The 13,965-nt window shown below is 47.0% G+C and carries 14 protein-coding genes; 6 read left to right on the top strand and 8 right to left on the bottom strand.

Annotated features, from left to right (window positions below; genetic code table 11):
* Nucleotides 1-4: 4 nt before the first annotated feature.
* The 3 genes from L976_RS08555 to L976_RS23620 form a co-directional block, all read right to left on the bottom strand.
* Nucleotides 5-913, bottom strand: a complete 909-nt coding sequence (locus tag L976_RS08555) for a metal ABC transporter solute-binding protein, Zn/Mn family (RefSeq protein ID WP_047536039.1) — start codon at nucleotides 911-913, stop codon at nucleotides 5-7.
* A complete protein-coding gene (locus L976_RS08550; RefSeq protein ID WP_047536036.1) occupies nucleotides 897-2,078 on the bottom strand; it encodes a membrane protein in 1,182 nt (393 codons plus the stop codon). Before L976_RS08550 ends, L976_RS08555 begins: the two co-directional genes overlap by 17 nt.
* Before the next feature lie 81 nt (nucleotides 2,079-2,159).
* Nucleotides 2,160-2,450 (bottom strand): hypothetical protein, encoded by a 291-nt coding sequence (locus L976_RS23620; protein WP_052183983.1) that lies wholly within the window; start codon nucleotides 2,448-2,450, stop codon nucleotides 2,160-2,162.
* A 244-nt stretch (nucleotides 2,451-2,694) separates the two neighbouring features.
* On the opposite strand from L976_RS23620, the gene L976_RS23745 reads away from it, so the two are divergent.
* Complete coding sequence (locus L976_RS23745; protein WP_011621366.1) at nucleotides 2,695-2,820, top strand: hypothetical protein; 126 nt, start codon at nucleotides 2,695-2,697, stop codon at nucleotides 2,818-2,820.
* Between the two features lie 84 nt (nucleotides 2,821-2,904).
* Here the strand turns inward: L976_RS23745 and L976_RS08540 are convergent, their stop codons facing one another.
* The gene (locus L976_RS08540) at nucleotides 2,905-3,234 is read right to left on the bottom strand and encodes a hypothetical protein (protein WP_047536029.1); all 330 of its coding nucleotides are present in this window, start codon (nucleotides 3,232-3,234) and stop codon (nucleotides 2,905-2,907) included.
* Nucleotides 3,235-3,455: 221 nt separating this feature from the next.
* On the opposite strand from L976_RS08540, the gene L976_RS08535 reads away from it, so the two are divergent.
* Nucleotides 3,456-5,108 (top strand): mechanosensitive ion channel family protein, encoded by a 1,653-nt coding sequence (locus L976_RS08535; RefSeq protein ID WP_047536026.1) that lies wholly within the window; start codon nucleotides 3,456-3,458, stop codon nucleotides 5,106-5,108.
* An 81-nt stretch (nucleotides 5,109-5,189) separates the two neighbouring features.
* Here the strand turns inward: L976_RS08535 and L976_RS08530 are convergent, their stop codons facing one another.
* Complete coding sequence (locus L976_RS08530; RefSeq protein ID WP_047536024.1) at nucleotides 5,190-6,902, bottom strand: formate--tetrahydrofolate ligase; 1,713 nt, start codon at nucleotides 6,900-6,902, stop codon at nucleotides 5,190-5,192.
* Nucleotides 6,903-7,141: 239 nt separating this feature from the next.
* Here L976_RS08530 and L976_RS08525 point away from each other — a divergent pair, with 239 nt between their 5' ends.
* Nucleotides 7,142-8,032, top strand: a complete 891-nt coding sequence (locus L976_RS08525) for an aldo/keto reductase (protein ID WP_047536021.1) — start codon at nucleotides 7,142-7,144, stop codon at nucleotides 8,030-8,032.
* Between the two features lie 68 nt (nucleotides 8,033-8,100).
* On the opposite strand, the gene L976_RS08520 is transcribed toward L976_RS08525, so the two are convergent.
* Nucleotides 8,101-8,931 (bottom strand): MaoC/PaaZ C-terminal domain-containing protein, encoded by an 831-nt coding sequence (locus tag L976_RS08520; protein WP_080612392.1) that lies wholly within the window; start codon nucleotides 8,929-8,931, stop codon nucleotides 8,101-8,103.
* Between the two features lie 658 nt (nucleotides 8,932-9,589).
* On the opposite strand from L976_RS08520, the gene L976_RS08515 reads away from it, so the two are divergent.
* On the top strand, nucleotides 9,590-10,378 hold the full coding sequence (locus L976_RS08515) for a methyltransferase domain-containing protein (protein ID WP_047536018.1): 789 nt from the start codon (nucleotides 9,590-9,592) through the stop codon (nucleotides 10,376-10,378).
* 140 nt (nucleotides 10,379-10,518) lie between these two features.
* On the opposite strand, the gene L976_RS08510 is transcribed toward L976_RS08515, so the two are convergent.
* Entirely contained in the window at nucleotides 10,519-11,415 is an 897-nt protein-coding gene (locus tag L976_RS08510; protein WP_047536015.1) for a TraB/GumN family protein, read from the bottom strand.
* Between the two features lie 48 nt (nucleotides 11,416-11,463).
* On the opposite strand from L976_RS08510, the gene L976_RS08505 reads away from it, so the two are divergent.
* The gene (locus tag L976_RS08505) at nucleotides 11,464-11,772 is read left to right on the top strand and encodes a hypothetical protein (protein WP_047536014.1); all 309 of its coding nucleotides are present in this window, start codon (nucleotides 11,464-11,466) and stop codon (nucleotides 11,770-11,772) included.
* 98 nt (nucleotides 11,773-11,870) lie between these two features.
* A complete protein-coding gene (locus tag L976_RS08500; RefSeq protein ID WP_037414097.1) occupies nucleotides 11,871-13,625 on the top strand; it encodes a GGDEF domain-containing protein in 1,755 nt (584 codons plus the stop codon).
* Nucleotides 13,626-13,638: 13 nt separating this feature from the next.
* Here the strand turns inward: L976_RS08500 and L976_RS08495 are convergent.
* On the bottom strand, nucleotides 13,639-13,965 hold a 327-nt coding region (locus L976_RS08495), incomplete at its 5' end, for a DUF3016 domain-containing protein (RefSeq protein WP_047540307.1).

The raw sequence follows: 13,965 nt of genomic DNA, 5'->3' as shown, positions 1-13,965 counted from the left end.
AGGCTTATTTCACCCCGTTTAAGAGGGAAATCGCGCTGTCGTAGAGGCTAAAGAGATCTTGGCTGCTATCATTTCCACCTACAGACATAGGTAACATCAGTACTGGAAGATTCGCTTTTTCACCCAACCACTTAGCACCACGTTCGTCCTGATAGGACGCCACAACCACCGCAAGAATATCACCCTGCTCGGCACGGCTGAGCAGGCTTGCTAAATGGCCACTGGTCGGCGCTAGACCGGGTTTAGGCTCAAGATCAGCGGCTTGTTCAATCCCCAACCAGTTGAACAGATATCTAAAACTGGTGTGATAGGCGATGACCTTTTTACCCTTTAACGGTTTGGCTTGCTCTTCCCTACGAGGGATCGCCGCCTGCCAACGAGTGCTAAAGTCCGCTAAGGCCTTTTGATAATTAGCCGCTTCACTCGGATCTAGTTGGCTCATCTTAGCGCTGAGCGCATTCGCGACGCTAAGCAAACGATGCGGATCGAAGTGGATATGCGGATTTCCCTGAGCATGCACGTCGCCCATACTGCGATCCACACTCGCTAACTTATCTAAGGTATCGATTTGATCGGCGGCGAAAAATAGCCCTTGATCGGTAGAGCGAACCTTAGCGTTGGCTGACTTCATTTGCAGCATCGGCAGCCAACCGACTTCTAAATCGGCACCTGCACAGACCACCAGATCCGCTTGACGCATTTTAGCAATCAAACTCGGGCGCGCCTGCACTTGATGCGGATCCTGTAAGGCCGTGGTTGCCGAATAAATGCTGGCGTTTGGAGCCAACTCTTTTGCCAATGCGGCATATTCGGGTTCACAGGCAAACACATTCAGCTCTGCGTGGGCAAAGCCTGAACAAGCGAAAGACAGGGCCGCTGCGGCCGCTTTAACAACATTAGAATTGATGCGCACCGTGAGCCCCCAGAGACATAATGTATTGAATAGTGAAAACATTGTCGTCTTCGATTCCATCGAAGTTAGTTCCCTTCTGATTGGTGTACTGGAAACGTACTGTCGAGAAATGGCTCGAATGCCACGCTAGACTCACCTCAGATTCCTTTAACTTCTGGCCATGAAAATGCTCGCCATGGAGCTCTTGGGTATCCACCTCGCCGTAACGCACACCCGCAGACCAGCTAGGAGTGAATTGATACACACTGCTCAGATACCAACCTTGATGATAGTCCTTGCTCGGTGCATCTTCGGGATGAAGATCGGTAGGCACAAAGTCAGTCACGCGGTAATACTCACCGCTTAACGTCAGGTTTTGGTATTTATAGTTACCATTTGGAGCCCATTTATACACAAAATCAGCACCATAGGTGTTTTTACCTGTGTAAGATGCCGCATGGCTGTGGTCATGACCTTCCTCGGCAGTTTCGTCTTCGTGCTCATCGCCTTCTTCATGGGCTGTGACTTGACCGTTTTCGTTACGTAAGTAACTCAATCCCGCCTGCCATGAACTGTTATCCCCTATATCGCCACCGATTTTTGAATATAAGGTGTACACACCGACATTTTTAAACTCACGTTCGCCATGTTCATCGGCGGCGCGCATGCTGTCGCCCTTGAACGCTTCAGCGCCAATGGTCCAATACAGATCAGTTGGAGCAACAAAGTTTAAGCGCACGCCATCATCGAAGTAGTGGCCGCCGAAAAATGCACGGTAAGCAATCGGGCGGTCGGTGAATGAATCGGTATGTAAATGCTGGTTATTTAGATAACCGATATCCGACAGGAAACGTCCGCCACGGATGGAAAAACCCGCAGGCATTGCCATGGTTTGGATAAAGGCTTCTTCAAGATTAAGCTCGGTTTCACCATCATGCATCTCAACGACGGCGGTCACTTTGCCGTAGAACATGTCGTCAATATTGGCACTCATCGCCAACTCAGTTTCACCTAAACCAAATCCTTCGGCGGTTTCTGCCAATGGGCGTTCAGCCGTTTGATAATAGCCATTCAGCACCGCACTGATCGCCGGATTGGTTAAACTTGAGTCAGCGGCAAATAACGTCGGCGAAGCAAATGCGCACGCCAAGGCCACCAAAGAAATTCGGTTGTTAAAAACAGTCATGATATCTCCAAAATACAACTAGCACTCGATGACTAAGTTAAGTCATCAAGAAATACAATAAGTTAAAATATTAAAGTTGATTTAATGGAGAACAGGCGGCGCACGGCTTAGGTAAACACTGACGTGTTTGAAGAAGGTAACGGGTAAGACAAACTCACAAACATCAAATCGCTGTATCGCTAAATTTAGCGTCTGCGGAGCTGTGAACAGAATTTTATTTAGCTGATGTTGATGGAAGCAGAGCGTACAGTGCGTCTTCGCCCCATCATCAAGGTGAGTCACACTATGGGCTGAGGCAACAAAAGACAGCAGTATCAATACGGCGGCAAGCCATATCGAAATTGTGCGTCTTAAGTGACTATTTAGTCTCACTCAGTCGTCCCCATAGTAAAAAGTGGCACAAGTTTAAGTCAGGCCGCTAGTAAGTTGCAATAAGGTAATGGTCAAGCAATGCGTTACAAGATATTTACCATTGCAACTGATGGCACCTTAAAAAGAGCACATTATTGGCAAAAAGAGTTATTTAAGATTAGCTTAAGTCAGTGAATCTATTATGTACCCAGTGTTATACAGGCTAAATATTTAATTCTATTCAACCCAGCAAAAGGCAACCAAAATGCTAGCATTCTTTCGTGAAAACTTAGGATTAATCTTAGGGATAGTGATTTTCGGCGCAGTCATTTTGGGCGGGATTTATTACGTAGAACACTCATTAGAGAGTCAAGAACAGGTTATTCAATAACAGGTTCACCCTGTAAAACAATGTCGAGCCTCAGTGGTAGGCCCCTAAACGGCTCGACAGGGTTAAACCAGTGTCATCCCATCTCTAGCGATACTTTTGCCGTTGATCGCTATCGTCTTCCTTCTCTGGTGCCTCAATCGTTTGCAGCTGATCCATAAAATGGCTCACCAGCAGCAACATCACACAGAAGATCATCACAGGGATCAAAAAATGCCGCGTCGAGGCATCGAAGTAACTGTATAAGCCCGTCAGGGCACTCGCATAAAAACCAAACAATTTTAACTTCAATAACTTAGGACTATGACCAAGCCACGCTGAACAATGGGGACATTGGACTTGGGCGTGAAAGCCCTTTCCGCGCTGCTGGGTAATTTGGGCAATTTTAATCGACAGATGACAATGGGAGCACAGCATGTAAAGTACATTCCTAACTATGGGGCGCTAAGTTTATCAGATCCTTATCCCATTCAGTCGAACTAATTAGCGTCGAGGTTTCAGAGCCTCATTCTATGGCCTAAAGCTGTAAACTGGCGCACAAATTTTAAACATTGTTAGTCTATTATGCTGTTGATATTTTACAGGGTTTAGCTCGACACCTATCATATACCTACCTCTTTTTGTGGAAGATAACGTCTATGCGCCGCTCGCTAATATTGATACTTGCCCTAAGCTTTCCGCTACTGATGAGTGCCAAGGTATTCGCTGCAGATCCAGACCCCATTACGACCAGCCCAAGCGCTTCGGCATCAAACGAAACCCAAAGTGAATTAACCACACTTCAGACCGCCATTAAAGAGGACATTGCGCGCTTAGCTCAATACCAAGGTGAATTACGCACCATTGTTGAATATCGCATTCAAAATAAGACCTTACAGTTACGCAATAAGATTAAAGCACTCTTAGATGATAATACTTACGATAAAACTTTTATGCTGGCTCTAATCCAAGAGCAATTGCAGTTTAATCTGAAAATTAACGACTACTTTAATGATCTCATCACCAAGTTGTCTCAAAAACTTGGCACAGCGGATGATGAGGCCACCTTACTCGAGATCTCCAAACGTGAACTCGACAAAGACAATAACTACAAGCAACGGCTTGAGACCTTAAACTGGCTAACCCAAATTGGCCAAGATGTAACAGCTGAAAAAACACAGCTCACCCAACTCCTGCTTAACCGCGCCGATAACTTCGACAGCTTTGTCACTTACACCCAACAGCAGTTACAAAATGCGGTAAATGATGCCACCAATGCAGGGAAAGACGTTACCGCAGCGCAAACCAGTCGCGTGATACAACTAAAAGAACGTTTAGCACAAAACAGCCAGAGCCTCAGCACCAATATCGAGTTACTGGATGCACTAGGGCAAAACACAGCCTTGCTCAAAAAGACCTTGTTTAGTATTTCAGGTGATATTACGCAGGACGTATTAAACATTGATGTGGCATCGAGCTTAATAGAGCAATGGCTAAATACTGCGAAGGATCAAGCCATTAATCATGGACCAACATTGGTCTTTAAGTTATTTATCTTCTCTCTGATCCTGTTTGTCGCTGGCCTTGCAGGCAAACTGGTGAAAAAAATTGTCAGTAATACCGTTAGCAACTCTAAGTTGAATTTCAGCAAGTTACTACAAGACTTCTTTACCTCACTCTCGGGCAAGGCAGTATTTACTATCGGCGTACTGATTGCTTTATCCCAGCTTGGTATCGAATTAGGCCCCTTACTGGCTGGCTTTGGTATCGCGGGTGTGATCATCGGTTTTGCCCTGCAAGATACTCTATCCAACTTCGCTTCAGGCATGATGATTTTGATCTATCGTCCGTATGATGTCGGCGATTTGATTAATGCGGCTGGCGTATCGGGGCGCGTTAGCCATATGAGCCTAGTATCTACCACCATTAAAACATTAGATAACCAGAGACTTATCATTCCCAACAATAAGATTTGGGGGGATACCATCAACAATATTACCGCCGAGCACCAGCGCCGAGTCGATATGACATTTGGCATCGGCTATGGCGATAGCATTGAGCAGGCCGAAGCGGTACTAAAATCGATTGTTGAGGCGCATCCTAAAGTGCAAAAAGTACCGGCTCCACTCATCAAGTTGCACGTATTAGGAGAATCCTCGGTCGACTTTATCGTCCGCCCCTGGGCAAAACCAGAAGACTATTGGGATGTATATTGGGATATCACCCGTGAGGTGAAAATGCGCTTCGATGCTGAGGGTATCAGCATTCCTTTCCCGCAGCGCGATGTACATATTTACCAAACCAGCAAATAGTCTTTCGTCAAAGCGAATTCTTAACAAAAGGCGCAATCTTTGATTGCGCCTTTTCATCTTTACATTCAAATGGCTAACAAACTAACCTAATCCAGTAATCTCACCATCTGCGGTGATATCTACCTTTAAATAACCAGGGGTTAACCCAAGCCCTGGCATAGTCATCACATTACCTACCAATGCTGTTATAAACCCAGCCCCCGCATGCAGAACCAATTCACGCACGGGTACCATAAAGCCTTGAGGGACACCTTTAAGCTGAGGATCGTGGCTAATGGATAAGGGTGTTTTCGCCATGCAAACAGGTAAATGCCCATAACCAAGCGAGTTGAGCTCCTGTAATTGCAGCTTAGCCGCATCGGATAAGCTCACCCCTGCGGCGCTATAACCCACTTCAGCTAAGGTCGATAATTTAGCTTCTAAGTCCATATCATCAGGATATAACAACCGAAACTCGCTTGGCTGCTCACAGGCACGGATTACGGTTTGTGCGAGGCTAATGGCGCCGATTTCACCTTGGCTAAAGGCCTCGCTAAGTTCGCAACCAAATGCCGCGGTAGCACTTACAGCCTCAATTAACCAGTTAAGCTCGGCGTCCGTATCGGTGGCAAAGCGATTAATCGCCACCACAACGGGAATTCCGTAACGCGCTACATTGTTGATATGCCAGTTTAAGTTGGCAAAACCCGCCTCGAGACGGACTTGGTCTGGTGCATTAATATCCGCATCGGACGTTAGGCCACTATTGGCCTTAAGTGCTTTCAAAGTGGTCACTAATACCGCGGCGCTCGGGGTTAATCCCGACTGACGCGCCTTGATATTACAGAACTTTTCAAAGCCCATATCGGAACCAAACCCACCTTCGGTCACCACAAAATCGGCTAACTTTAACGCAATATCATCGGCAATCACCGATGAGTTACCGTGGGCGATATTGGCAAAGGGGCCCGCATGAATTAGACAAGGAGCACCGTTTAAGGTCTGCATTAAAGTGGGTTTTACCGCCTCCGCCATGATCGCCGTCATCGCACCTGCGACACCAAGATCTTCCGCGCTAATGGTCTCCCCTTGACGATTAAGGGCTAGCACTAACTTACCTATACGTGCGCGCATATCCGCCAGATTGCCGCTCAGCGCCAGAATCGCCATTAACTCTGAAGCGGCAGTAATATCAAATCTTGAATGATAAGCGGGACCGTTGTTTTCACCCAATCCCACCTCAATTTCCCGCAAGCAACGGTCGTTATGATCAACCACCCTGTGCCAACGAATACCCTTAGGATCAATATCTAAATACCTTAATCCCGATTGACGCTCATATTCCGCCTGCCCCAAACGCGTCTCATGGTAAAGCCGAGAAGCAATCGCCGCCGCACCAAGATTATGTGCGCTACTGACAGCATGAATGTCGCCTGTTAGGTGCAAATTCAGCTCCTGCATGGGCACCACTTGGGCGTAACCACCGCCTGCGGCGCCACCTTTCACCCCAAATACAGGCCCCATACTGGGCTGGCGAATACAGGCACAGACTTTGTTGCCGAGCGCCTTGAGCGATTGCGTTAAACCAATAGTCGTCACGGTTTTGCCCTCACCATGGGGCGTTGGCGTCACTGCGGTCACAATAATCAGCTTCCCCTTTGGTTGCCCGGCTAAGCGCTGCTGTACTTGTGGCTCCACCTTAGCTTTGGTATGACCAAATAGCTGCATCTCTTCGGGCAACAACCCAAACTCTGCACCAAGTTGTGCGATATCTTTTAGATGCGCGCGGCGCGAAATCTCCATATCGGTTAGCATGGGTAATATTTTCCTCTGGAACTTTGGTATACAAACTTTTATAGGAAATGAGTATACGGAACAAAAGCGTGCAAACAGTTTGTATCAGCCACCGCTGATTGAATATGGCGGATAGTAGGTGATTAGCTTTAAGATATATAGCCAGCGAAAGGGTTAATGAGCGATTCCTTAATCTGCATCAAATAAATAGACCAAGGCCCTTCACCCTACAAAATACAGATTCCCAAAAGAGAAACAACATGAACGGATCCCATTTTACTTTTTCAGAGTTTGTTGCCGGCTTTTGGCGAATGCACAGTTGGCAAATGTCACCCGCCGAGCGACTTAACCTGATAGAACAATATTTAGACCTAGGTGTGACCACTATGGACCACGCCGATATTTACGGCCAATACCAGTGCGAAACCCTGTTCGGCGAAGCATTAGCGCTAAAACCAGCATTAAGACAGCAGATGCAATTAGTGAGCAAATGCGGCATAAAACCCGCCTTCAATTGCCGTCCCGAGCGCTACGTGAACCATTACGACACCTCCAAAGCGCATATTATTGCCAGCGTGGAGCAATCACTAAAGTCGTTTAAAACCGATTATTTAGATCTGTTGCTGATCCACAGGCCCGATCCTTTAATGGACGCCGATCTAGTGGCCGATGCCTTTGCTGACTTAAAACAAGCTGGGAAAGTGCAACATTTTGGGGTATCTAACTTCACCAATGCGCAGTTGTCATTATTGCAGTCGAGATTAACTGAGCCCTTAGTCACTAATCAGCTGGAGATCTCTCCGCTAATGATGGCGAGTTTACACGATGGCAGTCTCGATTTATGTCAGGAGCGGCGCATTCGGCCGATGGCTTGGTCCTGTTTAGGCGGCGGAAAAATCTTTGACAATAGCCATCCACAGGCCATTCGCTTGCAACAAACCTTAGCAGTCATCGCCGATGAGATTGGCGCCCAAGATATCAGCCAAGTGATTTATGCTTGGGTGCGGATGTTACCGAGTCGACCCGTACCGATTATTGGCAGTGGTAATATCGCGAGGATAAAAACCGCGGTGACCGCGCAGACGCTCACATTAGACCGGCAGCAATGGTTTAGTATCTGGCAAGCATCAACCGGACACAGCGTGCCTTAACCCCCGCAAATCCCCCTCAAACAACACCAACAATAACGGCGCACTCGGCGCCGTTATCTTGATCCTGCTTAAAGTTGTACTTCACCACTGAGGTGCGGTCTGCGACCTTTACTGTCTCGCAGCTCAAACACCCACTTGTCTGGCGACTTTTCGTAACCAAATCCCACTTCAGCGGGCATCAGTAACGGCAGCTTAAAGGCAACATCGACCACAAAGGGGCGCTCACCAATCTCAGGCATCAATTCCGCTAAGCAGCGCGCCTTAGACCACATACCATGGGCCAGCACTCGGTCAAAACCAAAACGTTTCGACAGCACGGGATGCAGGTGGATCAGGTTATAGTCACCCGACGCTTTGGCATAACGACGACCTAAATCTTCACTTAACTCCCATGATTGAGGAGAGTCCCAAGCCATTTCAAGTGCCTTTGGTGGACGGACGCGACGACCGGCAGTCTCTATGCGATAGAGGTAAGTCGATAGCGATTCCCACACCAATTCTTCGCCCACAAAGGCCTTAGAAACAAACTCAAACTCTAAGCCCGAATCAGTTTCACGGCTGGTTGTTAGCGCGCATTCCAGGGAAAACACGTCATCGACCGTTGTCGGGCGATAGACTTGAATACGGTTCTTTAAATGGATCATCCCAAGTAACGGGAAGGTAATGCCATCATGGGTAAAAATCACCGCGTGCAGGCGAAATGCCATCACATAAAGGTAGGTGGGAGGTAATATTTTACCGTCGAAATCAAAACCACACACTTGCGCATATTGGCTGACTTTTGCCTCGGACACCTTCACATTGGGCGCGCTCACCTTGATATAAGGCAGCGGCTGTTGATCCCAACCGGGTTTACGGCCAAAGAAAATCTTGCGATAAAGAGAAAACAGCGACGGCATCGCGTTCAATTCAACACAATATGCATTATTCAAGTCTGAGTACCTTTTAATTAACTATCCCTATGCACGGATAGCCAGCAATACCCCCGGACAGATGCATAACATCTGGAAAATCAAAAAATCACGAGTGTAAAACAGGCAAAACAGTGTCTTAAAAGGGCTGATGCTGACTCTCCGAATGGACAATTATACCCAAACAACCTGAAGATGAGGATTCAGCGGGAATGTAACGCTCTTTAGGCAAGGCGGTTATTTGCGGACCTAGTGGACTAAGTTAAAAATAACCAACACAGCATAAAGAGCGTTAAAACCCGCCGAGACGGAGCGCCTAGGGCACTCCACTTCGGTGTTGCATCAATTCACAAGGTGTTCACATTCCTTCATTGATGCGCCTTGAATTGAAGCCCCCTAGACGCTCTGAAACTCATATCTTCAGGTCGCTTGGGTATATTAGAGTCAGGTTTATCGAAAACGGCATGATTATACCCTAGAGGATCGAGTTCTGGGTATCCCTAAGTAAAGTAGGATTTTTTACCACCTTTAAAATCAAAAAGTTACACTCAACACCACAAGCAACAATCATCGCAGCTACAGGAAAAGTGCGAAAATATGCCGCCTGTGCGACACTATCGCCCCCAGTCTTTAACTTAGTTAACCCGTGCAAGATAAGAATTTCGATAAACTCGCGCAAAAATTCGCGAAGAATATTTATGGCACGCCTAAAGGTGAAATCCGTGCTGCCGTGCTATGGCGCGATCTTGCTCCTGCATTAGCGCAATTTGGCGATAAAAAATTACGAATTTTAGATGCCGGCGGCGGTTTTGGTTACTTCAGCCAAAAGCTAGCACTCCTCGGACATGAAGTCGTACTGTGCGATATTTCCGCCGAAATGCTCGCCCAAGCGAAAGAGCAAATCGATGCCAGCGACACGCCATTGGCCATCAGCTTAGTACATTCGCCCATTCAAGCCTTATCGATTGCTGAACATGGCATGTTCGATCTCATCCTCTGCCATGCCGTGGTTGAATGGCTAGTCGATGCCAAGACCACCATGGAAGGCTTATTGACCATGCTTAAGCCCAATGGGCTGTTTTCGCTGATGTTTTATAATAAAGAAGCGATGCGATTCCATGCACTCGTGTCGGGTAATTTCGACTATGTAGCTGCCGATCTAAAGGTGAAGAAGAAGGTGCGCCTCACGCCAACGCACCCGCTTTATATCCATGATGTTAAACAATGGTTTGCCGAATGGAACATGACCCTGCTGCGCGAGTCGGGCGTGCGAGTCATTCACGATTATTTGAAAAAACAGCAAGCTGCGGATTTTGACTATCAAAAACTGCTGGCGATGGAGCTCGAATATTCGCAACGCGAGCCCTATATTTCGCTCGGTCGTTATGTGCATTTTTTAGGGCAAAGCGCTGCAACGTCCCAAGCATCTGAGTAATATCGCGAAATAATACAGGACGCCTTGGCGTCCTGTATTATTAAATCACCCGATGATTTGCTCCTAACTCAGTGCACCAAGTGCGTTAAAACTCAGAGTCCCAAGCACAATCCCAGTCAAATCACTAAATATCAGTATGATTAGTCACATTGCTCACGCCAACAGGCGGTTACTGTCGCGCCCTTCTGCTTAAGGAGTTGCACCACACTCTTATCGCCAACCACATGGCCCGCTCCCACCACTACAAATAAAGGCTCGCTATCAGTTACTGAACCCATCAATCTTATTATCCCATCAGCCATGACTTTATTACGCTGCCAGAGAATTTTATCCAGCATCTGTGTATCACCCTCGCCACCCAGTTGCTCCTGCATTAGCGTATCCAGCGCGGCTTCATCACCACTGCGCCATGCATCAACCAGTGAGAGCAGCTCAGCATCCGGCGCATCAATAGCTTCACGTACCATTGCCCACTGGATTTGACTATCGAAGGAGGCAAGTAATTGAAACTGTGAGTCAGCCGTCTCTAACTCATAAACCGGCTTATCCCCGCGCCCAAGCAACTGCATGTCGACACCATAATCGGTGCTAAAACCTAAGCCATTGTAGCGTAATAGATTAAGTTGAGATGCCTGTAGCCAAGGCGCGAAAGCTTGAATTGACTGACATAAACTCGCTTTATCCCCACAATATTGGTTCATTGTAGCGACTGTTTGTTTATCTCTACTTTGCCAATCAAGCCCTTGCGCTGAATTTGCCATACCGTATTTTTGCAATAAGGCGCGGCTATCAACCTTATTCATATCGATTTCGACAACAAGTCCTTTGGATTTGGCGAACGCCGCCTCAACTTGTGCAGGCATAGGATAAAAATCAGCACGACCAATATGAATAGAGCCCAGCAGATAAGCAGGTTTCCCCTGCCATTGCACACGATAAAATGGCGGCTTATCTGTCGATGCAGCCCAAGTCATCCCACTTGCAAACAGCGTAACACTTAAGAGTACGAGTAATAGTCGCCACCGACTTGTTGCCATATCCTTTGCCCCTTATAATTCCTGCAAATTTTGCAATGAGACGCTGTTATGCCACACACTAAGGTTATAGAGCAACTGAAAGAAAATCTTCAAATCGCCTATCGCCAAGCCATCGATGCCGACGCTAAGTTAGATGAATTGAAAAAAGCTGGCCATGGAAAATTCACGAGTATCTTTACAGCCGAACAAGGGTTTATGGTTTCAAGCAATCGCTTTTTGCCATACGTGCAAGAACTGGTCGATGACTTAACTAAATTGCAGCAACACAGTAGCCTTGACCCCGTCGCACTCGAAACCTTAGTGCGTCAACTGGCCGCGCTGCTGCAAACGTTGCACGCCTTTAAAAAGCAAAGTTAATTCCATTTCCACGAGTGGATTTTCAGCCGCACAAATTGTCATCATTTTGTCATTTCTAAGTCATAGACTCCGCAAACATTGTTGCGGGGGCAGAAGTAATGACGAGTTTAGATCTAGCACAAGAGCTTGATAAGATAATTGCGAAGGGGGCAATCAGCCCCCTATTTCAGCCCATTTTCAATATATTGGAACATAAGATCCACGGCTTTGAGGCGCTCAGTCGTGGGCCAGAACACAGCCCACTTTATTCACCCGTTCCCCTCTTTAAAACCGCCGAGCATCAAGGCAAGTTGAGTGAGTTAGAAACCTTATGCCGCCGTATTGCGCTGGAGCAATTTAAGCTACGTCAGTTTCAAGGGCGCTTGTTTATCAATATTTCCCCAAAAGCCCTGCTCGATCCGGCTCACCCTAAAGGTATGACGCTGCAACTGTTGCAACAACTCGGGATTTCACCCTCACAAGTGGTAATTGAGCTGTCGGAGCAATATCCCGCCGATGACATTGATTTACTCAAATCTTGCCTGAATCACTATCGTAGCCAAGGATTTATGACGGCTATTGATGATTTAGGTGCAGGCTATTCGGGTTTACGGCTGTGGTCAGAGTTATCCCCCGACTATGTAAAAATCGATCGGCACTTTATCCACCAAATTGATTCGACCCCAGTTAAACAAGAGTTTGTGCGCTCGATTGTCGAACTCTGTCAAAGCCTTACTTGTAAAGTGATTGCCGAAGGAATTGAAACCCAAGAAGAACTAGCCGTACTTAAGCAGCTAGGAATTGTTTATTGCCAAGGTTATTTGCTTGGACGTCCAGAGGCACAACCAAGTCGCGCAATGAAAGCGACCTTAGTCCCTAACAACACCCAAATTCAGCCAAGATATAGCGAATCCGCTGAAAGCCTCTGTACCAGTGCAATAACAGTGGTGCCGACACTCAAGCTGAAGCACCTAAGCGACACCTTTAGCGCCCAACCCACCTTACAAGCCGTCGTTGTGGCGCAAGATCAACTGCCGCTGGGGATTATTAGCCGAGCAACTCTGCTCGAACTTTTCAGTACCCCCTATGGTCGGGCGCTTCATGAAAATCATGCGGTTAGCGAGGTGATGGATCACCAAGTGCTACAAATTGAAGCTAACGAACCGCTCTCCATTGTGAGTCAGTTATTGACCTCGGAGAGCGCCAATACCGTCGCCCAGCAATTTATTATTCTGCGCCGTGGCAAGTTGCTCGGCATTGGCCACACCAAAGATTTGCTCCAGCGGATCACCGAGCACAGGATCAAAATGGCAAGACATGCCAATCCCTTAACGGATTTACCCGGTAATGTGCCGATCCAAGAAGAACTAAAACGTCTCAGAACTCAACAAAAGCCTTTCTACTTGGCCTATTTTGACCTGTGTCAGTTCAAGCCTTACAACGATATTTACGGCTTTTGCCGCGGCGATGAGGTGATCTGCGAGGTCGCCAATCTATTAGTGAAATACAAGACGGACAACTGCTTTATTGGCCATGTGGGCGGCGATGACTTTGTGGTGATCAGTACCTGCAATCAACTTATCGATCGTTGCCAACGGATATTGACGGATTTTGAAACCAATAAACCTCTCTTCTATAGTGCCGAACATTGGCAAGCCCAAGAGATGCTAGCAGATGACAGGCAAGGACAAGCTTGTTATCACAAGTTGATCAGCCTATGCGTTGGCGTACTCACACCAGCCCATACCTTTAACTGCAATGAACACAGCCTATCGACCTTAAGTGCCAAGGCAAAAAAACAGGCAAAATCCGCAAGTAACGGATTTTGCCTGTTAGAAGAACGAGAAGAGACTCTTCAAGCCTTGAGTGCTTAGATGGGACTAATGCCTACAACTTAGGCGCAACGGTTTTTTTCAACCAATCGCTGAGCATTTTTGTTTCATACATAAATGGCTTGTCATTCACTGACTGAATGCCGGACATAAAGCCCATGTCGGAGAGTTTTTCATCCCCCGCGATGATCACTTTGTCATTTTCAAGCACTTGATAACTAAAAGTTATACGGGGTGGATAAAGATCTTTTATCACCCGTAAATCATCAGCTGTCGCCCCAAAGGTTGGACGCATATCGCCCGCTAAGTCGACATCAGTAACTGTCATCTCCAACTTTTGGTTCGGTTTTAAGACTTTTACGGCTTCTTTATTGATATTGGT

The sequence above is a fragment of the Shewanella sp. ZOR0012 genome (genome assembly GCF_000798835.1).
Taxonomy (GTDB): Bacteria; Pseudomonadota; Gammaproteobacteria; order Enterobacterales; family Shewanellaceae; genus Shewanella; species Shewanella xiamenensis.
Note: the sequence above shows the minus strand (reverse complement) of the source record. Positions and strands in the feature narration are given on the sequence as shown.

Bases quoted from the DNA above. Each gene is read 5' to 3' on its own strand.
- L976_RS08550 (WP_047536036.1), bottom strand. From the start codon at position 2,078: ATGACTGTTTTTAACAACCGAATTTCTTTGGTGGCCTTGGCGTGCGCA.
- L976_RS23745 (WP_011621366.1), top strand. From the start codon at position 2,695: ATGCTAGCATTCTTTCGTGAAAACTTAGGATTAATCTTAGGGATAGTG.
- L976_RS08540 (WP_047536029.1), bottom strand. From the start codon at position 3,234: ATGCTGTGCTCCCATTGTCATCTGTCGATTAAAATTGCCCAAATTACC.
- L976_RS08535 (WP_047536026.1), top strand. From the start codon at position 3,456: ATGCGCCGCTCGCTAATATTGATACTTGCCCTAAGCTTTCCGCTACTG.
- L976_RS08530 (WP_047536024.1), bottom strand. From the start codon at position 6,902: ATGCTAACCGATATGGAGATTTCGCGCCGCGCGCATCTAAAAGATATC.
- L976_RS08525 (WP_047536021.1), top strand. From the start codon at position 7,142: ATGAACGGATCCCATTTTACTTTTTCAGAGTTTGTTGCCGGCTTTTGG.
- L976_RS08520 (WP_080612392.1), bottom strand. From the start codon at position 8,931: ATGCCGTCGCTGTTTTCTCTTTATCGCAAGATTTTCTTTGGCCGTAAA.
- L976_RS08510 (WP_047536015.1), bottom strand. From the start codon at position 11,415: ATGGCAACAAGTCGGTGGCGACTATTACTCGTACTCTTAAGTGTTACG.
- L976_RS08505 (WP_047536014.1), top strand. From the start codon at position 11,464: ATGCCACACACTAAGGTTATAGAGCAACTGAAAGAAAATCTTCAAATC.
- L976_RS08500 (WP_037414097.1), top strand. From the start codon at position 11,871: ATGACGAGTTTAGATCTAGCACAAGAGCTTGATAAGATAATTGCGAAG.